Here is an 18,032-nt window from a genome sequence, read left to right on the forward strand (position 1 = left end):
TAGCACTATGAGCATAAAATCTATATACAAGTTAACCTTTTCGGTCGGTCTTTTAGCGGTTTTAGGATTATTTACCGAATCAGTAGCGCAACGCTACCCCTCCCAGGAAACATTTGGAAAGAACAGGGTTCAGTACAAGACCTTTAACTGGAAAATATTCAGAACAACCAATTTCGAAATCTATCATTACCAGGGCGGAACTGCGCTTGCCAAGCTGACTGCGCAATATGCTGAAAGTGAATTTGATAAGATCACCGATATCCTGGGCTGGACTCCTTACAGCCGTGTAAAAATCTTTCTTTACAATTCTCCTGCCGAGTTGGAACAGAGCAACATGGGGCTGTCTACATTGGATAACCTTAATGAGCAGAAACTGGATCTTTCCCAGTCACGGGTGGAAGTTGCATACACTGGAAACCAGGTTACATTTCGCCAGAAACTGGTAAAAGACATTAGCCTATTGTTTGTTTACGACATGCTTTATGGCGGAAATATGAAGGAAGCGCTGCAAAGTTCATTACTGCTGACGCTGCCAGAATGGTTCATGTCAGGAACTGCGGCATACATTGCAGAGGGCTGGTCGCCGGAATTGAATGATTACATGCGTGATTTTTTCAAAAACCGCAATGTGCGTAAGCCGACATTAATGACTGGCAATGACGCTACACTGATCGGTCACTCCATCTGGAATTACATTGCTGAACGCTACGGAAAAGACAAGATTTCAGATATCCTGAACCTTACCCGCATTATCAGAACCGAGCAAACCAGCATTACCAGCACTTTGGGGATCCAGTCTTACAACCGTTTTCTACGTGATTGGAAAGCATATTATTTAAACCAAAACAAAAACGCCGAGCAGTTTTACGCTGATCCGGCTCCAACCTGGAAATATAAGCTGAATGAATTCGGCGTTTCCGATGCAAGCGCCGTAATTAAGGTGTCTCCGGATAAGAAATTTACGGCCGTTAGTGAGATCAAGAATGGTCGTTACAGGGTTTATTTGTTTGATAGTGAGACCGGTAGCAAGAAAATCGTTCGTCAGGGCAAGCTTGATTTCATAGGCGGAAGGGTGAAAACGCAGCCACCGCTTTTAGGCTGGTCCCGGAATAACGTGTTATCGATCCTGGCTACTGAAAATGACCGCAAGAATTTTTATCAGTATGAAAACCTGGGCACGAAAAAGGTCAAGGTGAAGCTGAAACGCAATATTCGTGGTCTGGATCAGATTGTGGATATGGATGTTTCGCATGACGGAACAATGCTTGCCGTAAGTGCGGATAAGGGCGGACAAAATGACCTTTATCTGATCAGCGTTGCGCGGGCTTCTGCATTGCCATTAACAAGTGATCTTTACGATGATCTTTCCCCACGTTTCGTGCAAGGATCGTCGCGTAGGGTGGTTTTCTCTTCCAACCGGTCGGTGGATTCGCTGGGAACCGGCGATAAGGGAAATTACAAATCAATTTCGGGCTCGTTTACGATTTTCGAGCATGATGGAACGCCCAAGTCGGACAATCTGCTGAAACTCGTTCAGGCGGACGGAAAAACCAAGATATTGCCGGTTTACGCGGACGAAAATGACATTGTATACATTTCGAATGAGAAAGGCGTAAGCAACCTTTTTAAATTTAACCGTGCAAGCAATACAAATTCCCAGCTCACCAACTACATTCAAGGCATCAGAAATGCGGATTTGACAACCAAGTCGGGTGGAGGATTGGCTTACACTTATTTGAACGACGGTTATTACACAGCGGCTTTCAAAAATGGTTTTGATATCAATGCAACGGTAAACACACCGGCATTGACCAATGGTGCTGCGGCTGCTGCCCCGGCTGGAACATCAGCTGCTGGTACAACAACGGCCCAGAAAGCAGATTCGGCACAGCAGGCAAAACCTGCGGGAACGCCTAAAATCGCTCTGAAAGAAGGCGAAGTGGATACGGATAATTACGAATTTGACGAGGACGTTCTGAAAGCTTTCGAATCAAAACAGCGCCGGGGAACATTCCCGACATCGCCAAGCACATTGTCGAGGTCGAAAGCGACAAGGGAGAACATTGCTATCAAAGGGCCATATCCTTACAAAGGATTATTCATTACTAATGACGCCAATTCCGACTGGCGCATCGACCCGATCAGGGGATTTGGTTACGCTCAGTCCATTTCGATGAATGATCTGCTTGAAAACCATGTCATTAAAGCAGGACTTTTCATTTCCTCGAATTTCCGCAACAGCGATCTTTTTGCAGAATATAATAACAATACTTACCGCATTGATTTTGGGCTGCGTATAGATAGAAAGAGCCTTTACGTTGATTCTGAGGGAGCGCCGCAGAAATACCGGTTTAACCAGCTGATGTTTACGGCATCCTATCCATTTTCGACGACAAGCCGCTTCTCGCTTTCCCCGATGTTCAGCTCTACACGTATGATCGATGTGTATTTGCTGCCAAATCCTGATCTGGCATCGAACTATGGTGGTTTGCGGAGTGAATATGTGTTTGATAACACGCGTGTAAACGGTATGAATATGATGGAAGGAACGCGCTTCAAGATCCGTTATGACCTGCAACAAGGCTTGTCGAATGGCAATGAAAGTTTCAATCGCGTAAGCCTCGATTTTCGTCATTACCAAAAAATCCACCGCGACCTGATCCTGGCGGTTCGTGCTTCGGCGAGTCATTCGGGTGGTAAGGCCCCAAAACAGAACATTCTGGGTGGGATGGAAAACTGGATCGGAAACAAGAAGGAAGTACGCACCGGTGACAACCCGCTCGATTTCCAAAAAGACAACCGCGACATTTTCTTCGCAGATTTCGCCACCAATTTGCGAGGCTTTAAGCTGAACCGATTATCCGGAACAAGCTATATGTTGTTGAATGCCGAATTGAGAATACCATTGGTGAAATATCTTTATCGCGGTGCGATCACTTCCAGCTTCCTCCGCAACTTCCAGATCGTCGGTTTTGGCGATATCGGAACTGCATGGACGGGTAAGGGGCCATTCAGCGAAAACAACAGTTTGAATACGCAAATCATTGGAAGCGAGGAAGATCCTTTCCGTGCAACGGTTACCAACTTCAAAAATCCGTATTTAATGGGTTATGGAGTAGGCGCCAGAACGACGTTATTCGGCTTCTATGCTAAGTTTGATTACGCCTGGGGTGTCGACAACGGTTATACAAATAAGGCCGTTCCTTACGTGACATTAGGCTATGATTTTTAATTAAAGAATCAGTATAAATTTTAAATTCACGGTTCTTATTGGTGGCAAGGGATAACTTCTCTTGCCATTTTTAGTTAGTAATTGATTTAAATGAATCTCATGAACACACAACTTTTTCGGATCAGATTAAATGTTTGCCTTTTGCTGTTGGCAGCCGCAAGTTTCCAGCCTCTTTTGGCGCAAAGAGAAGTCCTTTACGAACAATATGTGCAAAGCCCGATGACCATTAACCCCGGCTTTACAGGTGTGCGGGAGACTTTCAATATGACGGCAATGTTCCGCAGAAAATGGTTTAACATTCAAAACTCGCCATCCAGTCAGACATTCACCGCAGACGGGACCGTTGCCAATGGCAAGTTTGGAATAGGCTTTATGGCATTGAATGACCAGACGAGTTTTTTCACTACCACGGGCTTTTCCGGCTCGTTCGCCTATCATCTCGGTATTTCGGATAATTGGAAGCTCGGGCTTGGTGCGCAGGGGGGAATTAATGTGCTTCCGGTTGTGGATTTGAGCTCTCCCAGGAATAATACGGTGCTTGGAAGTTTCGGAATCGGGGCATGGCTGCGTTCGGATCGTCTGTATTTCGGGATATCAAAACCGGAACTGTTGACACAGAATTTCGGCAATCAGGCAATAACCAGCGTTTATCGTCGTCCCTTATATATAATGGCTGGTGGCAGTTACTATTTAAATGATGATCTGATGATATTGCCGCACGTTCTGTTTGTCCAGGAGAAGGACCATGCATTGCGTTTCGACCTGGGTAGCAGGTTTTGGTTTAATGAAAAAGTCGGCATAGGGGCGTCATACCGGATTGGGGGCGGATATCAGTCATTTTCGCAGAAAGTGGATTATTTGCAGATCTCGGCAGAAGTGCAGGCAGGAAAGAATATCAGATTGGGATATTTTTACAGCACGCGCCAGGTTGAGCAACTTTACGCCAACTATTCCGGCCCGAAAGGCATACATGAACTTATGCTGAAATTTGTACCGAGTCCGAACGGGTTTCAGAAAAACTAGTGCGGCTGGACGGTCAGAGATCGTTTTTGGCCTAAGTTAAAAGGATAATTTATTCGTAATGTTTTAATAAGTCTCGTACCTTTGTGCGGTAAATGAAATACTCACTTTTGTGATGGATAAATACACATATATAGCAAATTCCGACGGCGCTTACATAGAGGAATTGTACAATTCCTATAAGCAGAATCCAGCTTCAGTAGACGAAGGCTGGCAGAAATTTTTTGAAGGCTTTGACTTCTCACAAAAGTATCCTGTCAACGGCAACGGCCATGCGAACGGCGCTGCTAATGGCAAGGAAGCAGCCACAATTTCGAAAACCGATCCCTCCCGTATCCGCAAGGAAATGGAAGTTGTTCACCTAATCCGTGGATTCCGGTCAAGAGGCCACTTACTGGCAACTACCAACCCCATTCAAAAACGCAAGGATCGTCAGCCTCAGTTAGATATCGCTGATTTTAATCTTGGGAATGAAGATTTGGACACGGTTTTTGAAGCAGGCGTTGAGCTTTTCGGTCGTCCGGCATCACTGCGTGAAATCGTCGATTCGCTTAAAACGATTTATACAAGAAACATTGGTTTCGAATATTTATACATCCGTGACCGCGAGCAAAAAAGCTGGTTGCGCAAGAAAATTGAGAAGGAAGCATTGAATATGAGTTTCTCGATTGATGAGAAAAAACATATTCTTTCAAAGCTGAACGAGGCGGTTGTTTTTGAGAATTTCCTTCACACAAAATATTTAGGTCAAAAGCGTTTTTCTCTGGAAGGTGGCGAAACTACCATCCCTGCATTGGACGCGATGATCAACAAGGCTGCTGAAATGGGCGTTGTAGAAGTGATGATTGGGATGGCACACCGTGGCCGTCTGAACGTGCTTGCCAACGTGATGCAGAAAACTTACGGGCAGATCTTCAACGAGTTTGAAGGTAACTTGCCGGACCAGGTCTGGGGAGACGGCGACGTGAAATACCACATGGGTTTTGCAAGCCAGATCACAACCAAGAATGGTGAAAAAGTACACTTGAAACTGGCGCCTAACCCTTCTCACCTTGAAGCGGTTAACCCGGTTGTTGAAGGTTATATCCGGGCACGTGCCGACGGCATGTACGACAGTGATTACGACCGCGTTCTGCCGGTTCTGATTCATGGTGATGCAGCGGTTGCCGGTCAGGGGATTGTCTATGAAGTGACCCAAATGTCTGCCTTAAATGGCTACTACACAGGTGGGACCATTCACTTTGTGATCAATAACCAGGTTGGTTTTACAACAGACTTCATTGACGCAAGGTCCAGCATTTACTGTACAGACATTGCAAAGATTGTGGATGCGCCTGTTTTACACGTAAATGGGGATGATCCTGAGGCAGTTGTATTTTGTATGCGACTGGCTGTGGAGTATCGTCAGACCTTTAATAAGGACATTTTCATTGATATGGTTTGCTATCGTCGTCATGGTCACAACGAGGCGGACGAACCGAAATTTACGCAGCCGGTTCTTTATAAATCCATTGAGAATCACCAGAATCCACGGGAGATTTATCAAAAAACGCTCTCAGATCGCGGCGATATAGACGCGCAGCTGGCAGCTAACATGGACAAAGAGTTCAAGCAGCTTTTGCAGGAGCGTTTGGATATGGTAAAGCAAAAAGCATTGCCATATATCATGCCGAAACTGGAACAGGAATGGCACACATTGCGCAAATCGAGGCCGGAGGATTTTGAAAAATCGCCTGAAACCGGTGTTCCATTGGAAACATTGGAAAAAATCGGGAAAGCATTAATCAGCACGCCTGAGAATTTCAGCCGTCTGAAACAGATCGATAAGTTGCTCAAAGATCGTGAGCAAATGATTTTTGATAAAAAAGAAGTAAACTGGGCAACAGCCGAATTGCTTGCTTACGGTTCGATTCTTACTGAAGGGAACATTGTCAGATTAAGCGGCCAGGATGTGCAGCGCGGAACATTCTCTCACCGTCATGCGGTGCTTAGGGACGTGGAAACGAATGCAGCTTACAATAGTTTACAGCATATTCAGGAAGGTCAGGGGCCGTTCATGATCTATAACTCGCTGCTATCAGAATACGGCGTTTTAGGTTTTGAATTTGGTTATTCCATGGCAAACCCTAATGCATTGGTGATCTGGGAAGCACAGTTTGGTGACTTTGCAAATGGTACGCAGGTGATCATCGACCAGTTTGTTACTTCAAGTGAAACGAAATGGGATCGCTGGACAGGGTTGGTAATGCTGCTGCCTCATGGATATGAAGGCCAGGGACCGGAGCACTCCAATGCAAGGCCGGAGCGTTATTTGCAGCTTTCTGCTAATTACAACCTGATTGTAGCAAACGTAACAACGCCTGCAAACTTCTTCCACCTGATGCGCAGGCAGTTGAAATTCCCGTTCCGCAAGCCTTTGGTAGTAATGTCGCCAAAATCGATGCTGAGACATCCACTGTGCGTTTCGCCGATCGAAAGCCTGGTCAACGGCTCGTTCCAGGAAACGATAGGAGACACTTTTGCAGATCCGAAAAAGGTGAAAAAAGTGTTGCTGTGCACAGGAAAGCTTTATTATGAGCTTTACGAAAAACAGCAGACAGACAAGCGCGACGATGTTGCTATTATCCGTCTTGAACAAATGCATCCGTTCCCGCAGACGCAGATTGATGCACATTTGGCACAATATACCAATGCAAAAGTATATTGGGTGCAGGAAGAACCTTTCAATATGGGTGGCTGGACATTCATGCTGAGAATGTACAAAGGCGCAAATCCATTGCAGGTAATCGCCCGCGAATCAAGCGCTTCTCCTTCGACCGGTTTCTCGAAAATACACGCGAAAGAGCAGGCAGAGATTATTAGCAGAGCTTTTGAATGATATTCCTATAAAATTTAGACACTTAGTTCGATAACAAGATTGCACATAAAATGGCTGAAATTGAGATAAAAGTACCGCCCGTTGGCGAGTCCATTACAGAGGTTACAATAGGGAATTGGTTCAAAAATGATGGCGATTTTGTGAAAATGGATGAGGTCATTTGTGGACTTGATTCGGATAAAGCGACATTTGAACTGACAGCAGAAGCAGAAGGCACCCTGCACATTAAAGCGCAGGAAGGCGATACGCTGAACATTGGCGACCTGATTGCAACCATCGATTCAGCCGCGAACGGTGCATCGAAAGATACTGCTCCGAAACAGGAAGCTGCCCCTGCTGCCAATGCCGCTGCACCAGCTGCGTCCGCTGCTGAGCAACCGGCTGCCGATAAAATTGAAGACAAAGCAGGTGAACCCGCCGCTGTTGCGCCAGCACAAGCTGCTGCCGCTCCTGCCGGAGGTGGTAAAACATATGAAATGAAAGTTCCGGCAGTAGGAGAGTCTATTACGGAGGTTACCATTGCTTCATGGAGCAAAAAAGACGGTGATCACGTAGAAGTTGACGAGATCCTATGCGAACTGGAATCGGATAAAGCAACATTTGAATTACCGGCAGAAGCAGCAGGAACGTTGCGGATTGTTGGAAAAGAAGGTGAAACATTGTCCATTGGTGCGATCATCTGCACCATCGAGCCGGGAGCCGGCGGAGCACAGGCATCCGCAGGATCTTCTCAACAAGCCGCTGCACCAGCCGCGGAGACAGGCGGATCAGATAAAGCATATAGCGAAAAACACGCATCACCTGTTGCTGCGAAAATTTTAGCTGAAAGAGGAATCGATCCGAAAGACGTGAATGGTTCAGGATCAGGCGGACGCATTATGAAAGACGATGCATTAAAAGCAGGCAGCAAACCCGCTGAAACTCCTGCACCGTCACAATCAGCTGCTCCGAAACCTGCCGCACCTGCTGCAGCGCCAGCCGGAGCAAGAGGTCAGCGTCGTGAGAAAATGTCTTCACTGCGTAAGACGATCGCACGCAGATTGGTTGCTGTGAAAAATGAAACGGCCATGCTTACCACGTTCAACGAGGTGGATATGAAGCCGGTTATGGACGTACGTTCGAAATTCAAAGATAAATTCAAAGAGAAGCATGAAGTTGGTTTAGGCTTTATGTCATTCTTTGTGAAAGCAGTAACCGTTGCGTTGAAAGACTTCCCGGTTATTAATGCCTATATGGACGGCGATGAGCTGGTTTACAATGATTATGCAGACATTTCGGTGGCAGTTTCTACGCCTCGCGGCTTGGTTGTGCCTGTGATCCGCAATGCTGAAACATTGTCATTCGCAGCAGTTGAAAAAGAAATCGTTCGCTTGGCCGTTCGCGCCCGGGATGGAAAACTTGGACTGGATGAAATGTCCGGTGGAACATTCACGATCACCAACGGAGGAACATTCGGTTCGATGCTTTCAACACCGATCATCAATGCACCGCAATCAGCGATTCTGGGAATGCACAACATTGTTGAACGCGCAGTTGTGGTGGACGGTCAGATCGTTATCCGTCCTATTATGTACGTGGCACTTTCTTATGACCACCGCACCATTGACGGTAAAGATTCTGTAAGCTTCCTGGTTCGCGTGAAGCAGCTTCTGGAAGATCCAATGAGATTATTACTGGATATGTAATTCAAGCATTGCATTATAAATGACGAAGAGAGCCTGGGCAACTGGGCTCTCTTTTTGTTTTCAGAAGAAATTGAGAATCAACATTACAAGCATATTTAGTTAATTAACTTCTCATTATTCTTATGCCGGTCCTTATCCCGTTCCGTTTTCTTCGCCATGTTTTTTTCAAAAGCCTCGGTCAGGTTAATGCCTGTTTGATTAGCAAGGCATATCAGCACCCACATTACATCCGCCATTTCATCGCCCAGGTCTTTGCCCAAATCCGATTTCTTGAAGGACTGATCTCCATATGTCCTGGCCATAATGCGGGCAAGTTCTCCTACTTCTTCCGTCAGGATCGCCATATTAGTCAATTCAGAAAAATAACGGACGCCATAGGTTTTGATCCAGTTGTCAACTTGGGCTTGGGCTTCTTGGATGGTCATGGGGTTAATGAGTGAATTTTGAATGAGTGAATGTTTGAGTGATATGATATTTGATTCTGACGATGTGATGGGAGATTGCCTTTTATCTCAAATCCTGTTTTTTGAATCTATGATGATGGTTACTGGCCCGTCATTGAGCAATGCAACTTTCATATCGGCACCGAAGATTCCGCGTTGGATGGGTTTTTCTAATTCTTTTTCCAGGAAGGTGATCATTCCTTCGTAAAGTGGGGTTGCTATTTCGGGCTTGGCTGCTTCGATGAAGGAGGGCCGGTTTCCCTTTTTTGTGCTCGCATGCAGCGTGAACTGGCTGATCAGCAGAATGTCCCCGTCCACAGCTTTGAGGTCAAGGTTCATCTTATCATCACTATCTCCAAACACGCGCAGACCAACAATTTTCCTGCCCAACCACTCAATATCTTCCTGACTATCAAGATGTGTAATGCCCAATAAAACCAGAAAGCCCTTTTGTATTTCCCCTTCAACTTTCCCTTCAATTGTAACAGAAGCGCTGCTTACGCGCTGGACTACTGCGATCATTTGTATTAAGTATTTAAGAATGCAGCAAAGTTAGCGCACTTGAACGAACGATTGTACATTGCAGCACGAACTCGTTTTATTTGTTCGGTTTTGTTGAAAGGAAACACACATTATCACGATACATTAATCATCAGCATTACGTATTTAAATACGGAGGTAAGAAGAATACATTTTCATTTATTAGCCTTGGAAAGCGTGGCCGAATTAAGAAAGTTGTCCAATTCAGGCTTATTGACGACAACGTTTATAACCTGGGTTTCGGAGATTATTCTGAGGAGTTCGATACATTAGATGATCAGGTTGTTACAGATAACGGGGATATGGAAAAAGTCCTGGCAACCGTTATTGCAGTTATGGAGCACTTTTTGAAGAGAAATCCGGAAGTGCGAATTTTCCTGACAGGCAGTACACCATCAAGAACAAGATTATATCAAATCATAATCAGCAGCCACTATGACCACTTAGCTTTACATTTTGAAATATATGGCTTCCGGCAAGAGCAATGGCTGCCATTTCTGAAAAATGTAAATTATGAATCATTCCTCATTTTGAAATTGTTATAACTTTACCCAAGATGAAATCAACTATGAAAGTCAGATCGGTCTCTGAAAGCAATACGGAAGGTTCCTATGATGCCAGTCTCGATAGGTTGGAAGATAAAGATCTGTTTCCTGCCAAAACCGCAATTGCAAAAGCCACATTATCTAAGACCAGCCTTCCAGTGCGAAAAGGCAAGCTTTTGAATTCTCCTTCCAAATGATCTCTTTTGAGATAGAGAGCCATACTTCCAAAATGAAAGAGGAACGCATATCCGTTTTTGATATTTTTAAGATTGGGATTGGGCCTTCCAGTTCGCATACGATTGGGCCCTGGCGGGCGGCTCAGCAATTTTTGCAGGCTGTTCAGGCGAAGGATGCCTTGGACGAGGTGCGGGCGGTTAACATTCATCTTTATGGTTCACTGGCGAAAACGGGTAAGGGGCATGGGACGGATATTGCGGTGATCCTGGGTCTGAGCGGTTATGATCCGGTTACGGTGAAGACGGAACATATTGATGAGATCCTGGCTGAAATTGCCTCAAAGGAATGCATAGTGCTCCCCGGTGACTTACAGGTGGTTTTCTCTCCTAAAAAGAACATCATCTTCCATAAGAACGAGACACTTCCATTTCATCCCAATGGCCTCACATTCATTGCAAACTGCGGAACCAAAGGCTTGATTGAAGAATCATACTACTCGGTAGGTGGCGGTTTCGTGATTCAGGAGGGCAAGGCCGGGGACGAGGTGAAGCCATGCGTGGATCTTCCTTACCCAATCGACCAGGCTGCGGACTTACTGAAATGGCATCATGCTTCACAAAAGCCGATTTGGGAGATTGTTTTAGAAAATGAAAAAGTTTGGAAAGACGAAAAGCTGGTCAGAAACGATTTAATGAATATCTGGCACGTGATGCAGCAAAGCATTTTTCATGGTTGCCAGACGAACGGTGTTTTGCCGGGTGGTTTGAATGTGCAGCGGCGGGCGGCAGCATTAAACGAGAAGCTATTGAAAGACTTTGTCTGCGCTGGCTGTGACGACTGGATGGACGCGATCCGCCGGAGCGGTGCGGGGTTTAGCTATACATTGGATTGGGTAAGTTGCTTTGCCTTAGCAGTTAATGAAGAAAATGCATCATATAGCAGGGTTGTTACTGCGCCAACAAACGGGTCGGCAGGAGTGATTCCGGCGGTGATTCAGTATCATCTTACTTTTTGCGGAGGGACGGAGGAAGATGTGTTTCGGTTTTTACTGACAGCCGGTGAGATTGGGAGTATTTTTAAAAAAGGAGCCACACTTTCGGCAGCTATGGGCGGTTGTCAGGCTGAAATTGGCGTTTCTTCGGCTATGGCTGCTGCTGGATTGGCGCAGGTTTCCGGTGGCACGGTTGAACAATGTTTGATGGCTGCTGAAATTGCGATGGAGCATCATCTGGGCCTTACTTGCGATCCTGTGGGCGGTTTGGTGCAGATTCCCTGCATCGAGCGGAATACAATGGGAGCGATTAAGGCGATTACGGCTTGTCAGCTGGCATTGCAAAGTAACCCGGACAATGCAAAAGTTTCGCTGGACAATGTGGTGCATACCATGTGGGAAACGGCACTGGATATGAATAATCGCTATAAAGAGACTTCGGAAGGCGGGTTAGCGGTGAATATCCCGATTAGTTTGAGTGAATGTTAAAGATTCAGCAGCAAATGTGCCAGCCCGAAATATACGCCATAGCCGATGAGGTCGTTGGCTGTGGTGATGAAGGGACCGGATGCTACTGCGGGGTTAATGCCTATTTTTTCAAGTAAAATCGGCGTCATGGTTCCCATAAACGAGGCGAGGAAAACGACGGACATTAATGCTGCCGAAACGACCAATGCTAATTGTATATCGTTGCCAATCAAAAGATTAAAGCCGAAAACAATGGTGCTGATGATAATGCCATTGATAAATGCAACGGCAAACATTCTGATCAGTCGCTGCCCAACCGTTGTGTCCAAGCCGGTTTTATCAGCCAGACTTTGAAGAATAATAGAAGAGGTTTGAATGCCCACATTCCCGCCGGTGGATCCGATAATAGGAATGAATGCGGCCATAGCAGGGATAATTTTCAAATCTCCTTCAAAAAAACTGATAAACTTTGCGGCCAGGATCCCGCCCATCATGCCCACCAAGAGCCACGGTAAACGTGCTTTGGTCTGCTGCCAGATCGTATCGTCCTCTTCCACATCGCCCGTAATACCCGCCATCGCCAATGTGTCCGAGCTGGCTTGCTCTGTGATCACGTCGATCACGTCATCAATGGTGATCCGGCCCAAAAGTTTTCCCTGCACATTCACAACAGGCAGTGCGTCAAGGTCGTAACGCTGCATGAGCTCCGCTACTTCTTCGGCCGGGCGGTAAGTTTCCACGAAAATCACATCTTTGTCATACAGACTTTCAATGCGCGTATTTTTATGTGCCAGAACGATTTTTTTCAGTGAAAGAAGGCCTAGCAGTTTGCCAAAATCATCCACAACGTAAACCGCATACACTTTCCCAACATCCTCTGCTTGCTTACGGAGCTCTTCAATACATTGGTTTACATTCCAATTGACATTGGCTTTTACCAACTCTTTCTGCATCAAACCACCGGCCACATCTTCGTCATAGTGCAGCAGATCGAGGATAAAACGCGCTTGTTCGCGGTCTTCCAGCAAGGCAATCACTTCTTCGCGAACACGGATAGGCTGCTCGTTCAGCAAATCCACCGCATCATCAGAATCGAAAAGATTGACAAAATGAGAGATTTCCTCTGACGTGAATGCTTTCAAAAACTCACGACGTTCATTCGGATCCATATCCGCCAGGATTTCCGCCCCGCGTTCCACATTCAGCTGCGTGATCAGGAATTTGGCACTCTCTGTTTCCAGCTCTGACAAAAGACCGGTGATATCTGCCGGAAAAAGGCTCTCCGTTTCCCTTCTGATGGAAGCAGAATCCTGTTTTTCAATCAGTTCCAGAATGTGCTCTACGTAATCTTTGGTTAATTCAAACGTCATTGGTCACTTAGCTTTTAGCAATTAGCAGAATGGCTCCTAGCTACATTATATACTATCAAAAGGCATTTTCAGATTTGCGGCTGCAAATCCTGGGCAAGTCTGGTCAGCTCCACGAACTGCGCCACGCTCAGCTGCTCCGCCCGTTTGGTCAGCAGTGGATTTTCAGGAAATTCACCGATGGGTTTCAATGCATTGCGAAGTGTTTTTCTTCTTTGATTAAAAGCCGTTTTCACAACTCTGAAAAACATTTTTTCATCACAATCCAATGCTGCGACCGCATTCCTACGCAAACGGATCACGCCGGACTGCACTTTGGGAGGCGGATCAAATGCACCAGGAGGCACTGAAACCAGGTAATCTATATTATAAAATGCCTGCAATAGAACGCTTAATATACCATAATCCTTATTTCCCGGAGGCGATGCAATGCGCATAGCCACTTCTTTTTGCAGCATACAAACGATCTCGGGGATCTGATCGCGGATTTGTAATGCACGGAAAAAAATCTGAGAGGAAATGTTGTAGGGAAAGTTGCCAATGATGGCGAAAGGCTCTGAAAAGTAATCGGCCGGATTGAATTTCAGAAAGTCGCCTTCGATGATCCTGGGCGTGAGGTCTTCGTAATATTTCTTCAAATAGGCAACAGATTCGGTGTCGATTTCAATCACGTGTGTGCTGAATGCATCTTTTGTGATCAGAAACTGGGTGAGGACGCCCATCCCGGGGCCAATCTCTAAAACCGTGCTGTAACCGTTATGTCCGGACAGTCCGTCAACGATCCGCTGAGCAATATTTAAGTCTTTCAGAAAGTGCTGGCCCAAATGCTTTTTGGCCCTTACTTTGGAATCGTCGCGCTTTTTATAATTTGTTTTCACGAACCAAAATTACGGCTTAATTCGTAGATTTATCGAATAAAGAATAGGAAGGAATCTTAAAAGTGCGATTATCAACTTACTATGGAATTGATCTTGTCCCAGACCGATTGGCAGACTATACACGCTACACTTCAGCATCTCAACCTGATAGGAATTACCTTTTCTCCGGACTTTATCATCCGTAATATCAGTGCGCATGCTTTGATGAAAACAGGCTGGCAGGAGTCGGACCTGGTGGGACACAGCATTTTTGACAGACTCATTCCCAAGGAAGAAGAACATGAAATCCGGCAGATGCTGGAAGAAGGCATTCAGGGAAAGCGAAAATTGGAACAGAGAGAAGTGCCATTTTTAGCTCAGAAAGGAACATTAAGGACGTTTTCGATCAACAGCGTGCTCATGCACAGCGAGCACGACGAGGTGGAATGTGTGACATTGGTTGGTGATGACATCACCCGCCGGCGTAGAATGGAATCATCCATTGCCAAATCCAACTCGCAGTTGCAGGATTTGGTGGATAACACCAGCGATCTGATCCAGCTGGTTGCGATCGACGGGAAATTTATATTTGTAAACAAAGCCTGGCGCGAAGTGCTGGGTTATGGGCTCGACGAAATTGCGTCCATGCGGATGGAAGACATTCTGCATCCGCAGCATAAAGAGCAGGCACTGGCGCAGCTGAAACTGATCGAGCAAGGCTATTCCAATCCAAATTTTGAAACGGTTTTCCTCAGTAGGGAGGGCAAAAAGGTCTTTGTGGCAGGAAGTGTCAATTGCCGTTTTGATAATGGTAAACCAACTGCTTTCCGCTGCATTTTAAATGATTATACTGAAAAAATAAGGGCTGAAAAGGCGCAGAACCTGTATTATAGCATCGCCAACTGGACTGTTAACACACAGAATCTGGACGATTTTTACCACAGCATTCATGAAGAACTTGGTAAGATCATTGACGTAAAAAACTTTTTCATCGCACTTTACGATCCAAGCAAGAGCTACATTTATTTCCCCTATTATATCGATCAATATTTTAAAGGGAATGTAAAATTTACAAAAAGAAAGCTGGGTAATGGTTTGACGGAATATGCGATTGCGTCTAACAAGCCGCTGTTTCTGTCTGGTGAAAAAGTCGAAGAACTGGCTAAAACAAACAGTTTGCACCTATACGGCGTAACGCCAAAATTGCTCCTGTGCGTGCCCTTGCGCGTAGGCGACCGCGTAACGGGGATCATTGGTGTAAAATCCTATGATGATCCTAACATGTTCGATGCGAGGGATTTGGAGTTACTGGAATTTATTTCAGGGCAGGTTGCGATGGCAATTGCGCGGAAACAGAATGAAGAAGAACTGAGTAAATATCTGGCACGCCTGAACGCGATTTTTGACAGCAGTTCTCACCTGATCTGGTCGGTTAACAAATCTTTGCAGCTAACTTCATTCAACAGGAATTACGCAGATCTTATTCAGAATCAGCTTGGTATAAGGCCTTCATTGCAGTCCAGTGCGGAGAAGTTCGGCTGGCGAATGGTGGGTAACAGCAATCGCAGGACGCTGGAAACAAAATACAGGCAGGCTTTAAAAGGCGAGCCGCAATATTTTGAATTTAAAATAGACCGGAAAGGCGATGGCGAAATGTGGCTCGAATTTTACCTTAACCCCATTCATTATGCGGATGGCGTAATTGAGGAGGTTTCGGGCATCGCACGCGACATTACACGGCGTAAAGAGGCTGAGCTCTCACTGCGGCATAGTGAAGAGCTTTTTCGGGGGATTTTTGAAAATCTGCAAGACATTTATTGTCGGATTAACCGCCTGGGTGAAATTACCATGATCAGCCAATCTGTGTTGAAAAGGCTCGGTTACTTGCCGGGTGAAGTGATCGGACACAAGATCCTTGAATTTTTTCCAGATAAAAAACGGATACATTCAGCATTGATCCGGTTGAGGCGGAGCAAGAGCCTTCGCAACTTCGAGATCTCGCTTTACCGCAAAGACGGCACCGAAAGGCAGTTCATGATTAACATGCTGATGTTTACCAACGACAAAGGCAAGCCAACCGAAATTGCTGTGCTGGCGCGTGACATTACCGAATTGAAGCGTAACGAGCAGGAATTACTGAAAGCGAAAGAACATGCAGAGCGGTCATTAAAGGTGAAAGAAGGGTTTTTGGCCAATATGAGCCACGAAATCCGGACGCCGATGAATGGTGTGATCGGAATGATCGATTTACTGGGCGAGACTCCGCTGAATGTGGAGCAAAAGGATTACGTGCTGACAATCAAGCGCTCATCGGAAACATTACTGAACATTCTGAATGACATTCTGGATCTTTCCAAAATCGAGGCCGGAAAGATGGAATTGCACGAGGCGCCGATCGCGACGGAAGAGTTGTTGCTGAAATTGGTTTCGCTTTTCGGACAAACTGCTAAGAGTAAAGGAAATACGCTCACCTATCACATTGCCCCCGACATTCCGAAGTTCATCATTGCGGATCAAACCAGATTATTGCAGATCTTGTCGAACCTGACTTCCAATGCATTGAAGTTCACCGAACACGGGGCAGTTACTGTGTTCCTGACATTGGTTAAGAAGGACGGATTGTTTCATAAAATAAAAGTTGAGGTTCAGGATTCGGGCATAGGGATCAGTCCGATGGACCGGCAGATCCTGTTCACCTCATTTACACAGCTCGATAACTCTTCCCGTAAATCTTTTGGCGGAACGGGTCTCGGATTGGCCATTTCCAAGCAGCTGTGCGAGTTAATGCATGGGGAAATTGGTGTGGAATCGACCGTAGGAGAGGGGAGCACATTCTGGTTTACATTTGAAACAAAAGAAACTTCCATCGCGCAGGCCAGCACCATTGTGCAGATGGAGGAAACGCCGATTGAGAATGTTTTCACAGACTATCATCCGACCATTCTGCTGGTGGACGACAATGCGGTAAACCGGAAAGTAGCGAACGAAATCCTGAAAAAATCGGGTTGCTACGTGGATCTGGCAGAGAGCGGGTTTAAGGCGATTGAAATGGTGGAAGCGAAAAGGAAAGTTTCGGATGTGAGTTACGACATTATATTCATGGATATCCAAATGCCCGATATGGATGGCGTGGAGACTTCCCAGGAGTTGAAAAAGCGTTTCCCGGACACTATGCCGCCGATTGTGGCCATGACAGCCTATTCCATGAAGGAGGACCGTGACCGGTTTATGAGCCAGGGCATGGACGATTACATTGCTAAACCCATTCGCGCGCAAACATTGATCCTCAAAGTGAAAGATTTGCTGAGTAATGTGGAGAGCCGCAAACTGGAATCAAAACAGCGCGAAATTGCCCAGGAAGTGGTGTTGCCGGTCTTGGACAAAGAAATCATCGATCAGCTGAACGGCATTGGCGGCCCGGATCTCGTATGGTCTGTGTTTGAAGATTTTGTTACAGAATCCAACGAGCTGGTTGCGGGTGCTTTGGAGGCATATGCCAGTGGGGACATTAAAACGGTGAAAAGTAATTTGCATACATTAAAAGGAAGCGGCGGAACTGTGGGCGTGGCACAGGTTGCTGAGATAGCGCGAGACGCGGAATGGCGGTTGAAATCGGATGATACGAGCACCCTCGGCGAGGCGCTTCCAAAGCTGGAAAAAGCGTATCAAAAATTCCTGGATGCGTATGAAGGGCTTTTAAAGGACTGGTTAAAGTGAATTTTCTCGTCGGGTAAATCCCGGCGTTGATCTATAAGTGTGGTGGTTTTATCGATTGTAGGGGTTTATTGCTGAGTCTGATTAAACTATAATCAAAAAGGAGGCTCTAAAA

The 18,032-nt window shown here is 45.9% G+C and carries 12 protein-coding genes; 8 read left to right on the top strand and 4 right to left on the bottom strand.

The features are described from left to right. The first annotated feature begins 7 nt into the window (after nucleotides 1–7). From NFI80_RS24880 to odhB, 4 genes are all read left to right on the top strand, one after another. Complete coding sequence (locus NFI80_RS24880) at nucleotides 8–3,232, top strand: hypothetical protein (RefSeq protein WP_235164180.1); 3,225 nt, start codon at nucleotides 8–10, stop codon at nucleotides 3,230–3,232. A gap of 99 nt (nucleotides 3,233–3,331) precedes the next feature. After that, nucleotides 3,332–4,255, top strand: a complete 924-nt coding sequence (locus tag NFI80_RS24885) for a PorP/SprF family type IX secretion system membrane protein (RefSeq protein ID WP_235164181.1) — start codon at nucleotides 3,332–3,334, stop codon at nucleotides 4,253–4,255. A gap of 112 nt (nucleotides 4,256–4,367) precedes the next feature. After that, nucleotides 4,368–7,130, top strand: a complete 2,763-nt coding sequence (locus NFI80_RS24890; protein ID WP_235164182.1) for a 2-oxoglutarate dehydrogenase E1 component — start codon at nucleotides 4,368–4,370, stop codon at nucleotides 7,128–7,130. Between the two features lie 50 nt (nucleotides 7,131–7,180). After that, entirely contained in the window at nucleotides 7,181–8,815 is a 1,635-nt protein-coding gene (gene odhB / locus NFI80_RS24895) for a 2-oxoglutarate dehydrogenase complex dihydrolipoyllysine-residue succinyltransferase (protein WP_235164183.1), read from the top strand. Nucleotides 8,816–8,910: 95 nt separating this feature from the next. Here the strand turns inward: odhB and NFI80_RS24900 are convergent, their stop codons facing one another. Continuing rightward, nucleotides 8,911–9,240 (bottom strand): nucleotide pyrophosphohydrolase, encoded by a 330-nt coding sequence (locus NFI80_RS24900; RefSeq protein ID WP_235164184.1) that lies wholly within the window; start codon nucleotides 9,238–9,240, stop codon nucleotides 8,911–8,913. Nucleotides 9,241–9,327: 87 nt separating this feature from the next. After that, nucleotides 9,328–9,780, bottom strand: coding sequence for a D-aminoacyl-tRNA deacylase (gene dtd / locus NFI80_RS24905; protein WP_235164185.1), 453 nt, complete (start codon nucleotides 9,778–9,780; stop codon nucleotides 9,328–9,330). 80 nt (nucleotides 9,781–9,860) lie between these two features. On the opposite strand from dtd, the gene NFI80_RS24910 reads away from it, so the two are divergent. From NFI80_RS24910 to NFI80_RS24920, 3 genes are read left to right on the top strand one after another with little or no spacing between them, the layout of a single operon-like run. Next, entirely contained in the window at nucleotides 9,861–10,343 is a 483-nt protein-coding gene (locus tag NFI80_RS24910) for a DUF6934 family protein (RefSeq protein ID WP_235164186.1), read from the top strand. Nucleotides 10,344–10,366: 23 nt separating this feature from the next. Then, nucleotides 10,367–10,540: a hypothetical protein gene (locus NFI80_RS24915; RefSeq protein ID WP_235164187.1), complete on the top strand. Its 174-nt coding sequence runs from the start codon at nucleotides 10,367–10,369 to the stop codon at nucleotides 10,538–10,540. Beyond that, nucleotides 10,537–12,000 (top strand): L-serine ammonia-lyase, encoded by a 1,464-nt coding sequence (locus NFI80_RS24920; RefSeq protein WP_235164188.1) that lies wholly within the window; start codon nucleotides 10,537–10,539, stop codon nucleotides 11,998–12,000. Before NFI80_RS24915 ends, NFI80_RS24920 begins: the two co-directional genes overlap by 4 nt. Here NFI80_RS24920 and mgtE read toward each other — a convergent pair. Further along, a complete protein-coding gene (mgtE, locus tag NFI80_RS24925) occupies nucleotides 11,997–13,349 on the bottom strand; it encodes a magnesium transporter (RefSeq protein ID WP_233796935.1) in 1,353 nt (450 codons plus the stop codon). The two genes, NFI80_RS24920 and mgtE, sit on opposite strands and share 4 nt — an antisense overlap. 68 nt (nucleotides 13,350–13,417) lie before the next feature. Beyond that, on the bottom strand, nucleotides 13,418–14,224 hold the full coding sequence (rsmA, locus tag NFI80_RS24930; protein ID WP_235164189.1) for a 16S rRNA (adenine(1518)-N(6)/adenine(1519)-N(6))-dimethyltransferase RsmA: 807 nt from the start codon (nucleotides 14,222–14,224) through the stop codon (nucleotides 13,418–13,420). Between the two features lie 81 nt (nucleotides 14,225–14,305). Here rsmA and NFI80_RS24935 point away from each other — a divergent pair, with 81 nt between their 5' ends. Continuing rightward, entirely contained in the window at nucleotides 14,306–17,920 is a 3,615-nt protein-coding gene (locus NFI80_RS24935; RefSeq protein ID WP_235164190.1) for a PAS domain S-box protein, read from the top strand. Nucleotides 17,921–18,032: the final 112 nt, after the last annotated feature.

The sequence above is a fragment of the Dyadobacter chenhuakuii genome (assembly GCF_023821985.2).
GTDB lineage: Bacteria > Bacteroidota > Bacteroidia > Cytophagales > Spirosomataceae > Dyadobacter > Dyadobacter chenhuakuii.

Excerpts from the sequence above, each read along its gene's own strand:
- NFI80_RS24890 (WP_235164182.1), top strand. The coding sequence starts at position 4,368 with ATGGATAAATACACATATATAGCAAATTCCGACGGCGCTTACATAGAG.
- NFI80_RS24880 (WP_235164180.1), top strand. The coding sequence starts at position 8 with ATGAGCATAAAATCTATATACAAGTTAACCTTTTCGGTCGGTCTTTTA.
- odhB (WP_235164183.1), top strand. The coding sequence starts at position 7,181 with ATGGCTGAAATTGAGATAAAAGTACCGCCCGTTGGCGAGTCCATTACA.
- NFI80_RS24935 (WP_235164190.1), top strand. The coding sequence starts at position 14,306 with ATGGAATTGATCTTGTCCCAGACCGATTGGCAGACTATACACGCTACA.
- NFI80_RS24915 (WP_235164187.1), top strand. The coding sequence starts at position 10,367 with ATGAAAGTCAGATCGGTCTCTGAAAGCAATACGGAAGGTTCCTATGAT.
- mgtE (WP_233796935.1), bottom strand. The coding sequence starts at position 13,349 with ATGACGTTTGAATTAACCAAAGATTACGTAGAGCACATTCTGGAACTG.
- NFI80_RS24920 (WP_235164188.1), top strand. The coding sequence starts at position 10,537 with ATGATCTCTTTTGAGATAGAGAGCCATACTTCCAAAATGAAAGAGGAA.
- NFI80_RS24885 (WP_235164181.1), top strand. The coding sequence starts at position 3,332 with ATGAACACACAACTTTTTCGGATCAGATTAAATGTTTGCCTTTTGCTG.
- dtd (WP_235164185.1), bottom strand. The coding sequence starts at position 9,780 with ATGATCGCAGTAGTCCAGCGCGTAAGCAGCGCTTCTGTTACAATTGAA.
- NFI80_RS24900 (WP_235164184.1), bottom strand. The coding sequence starts at position 9,240 with ATGACCATCCAAGAAGCCCAAGCCCAAGTTGACAACTGGATCAAAACC.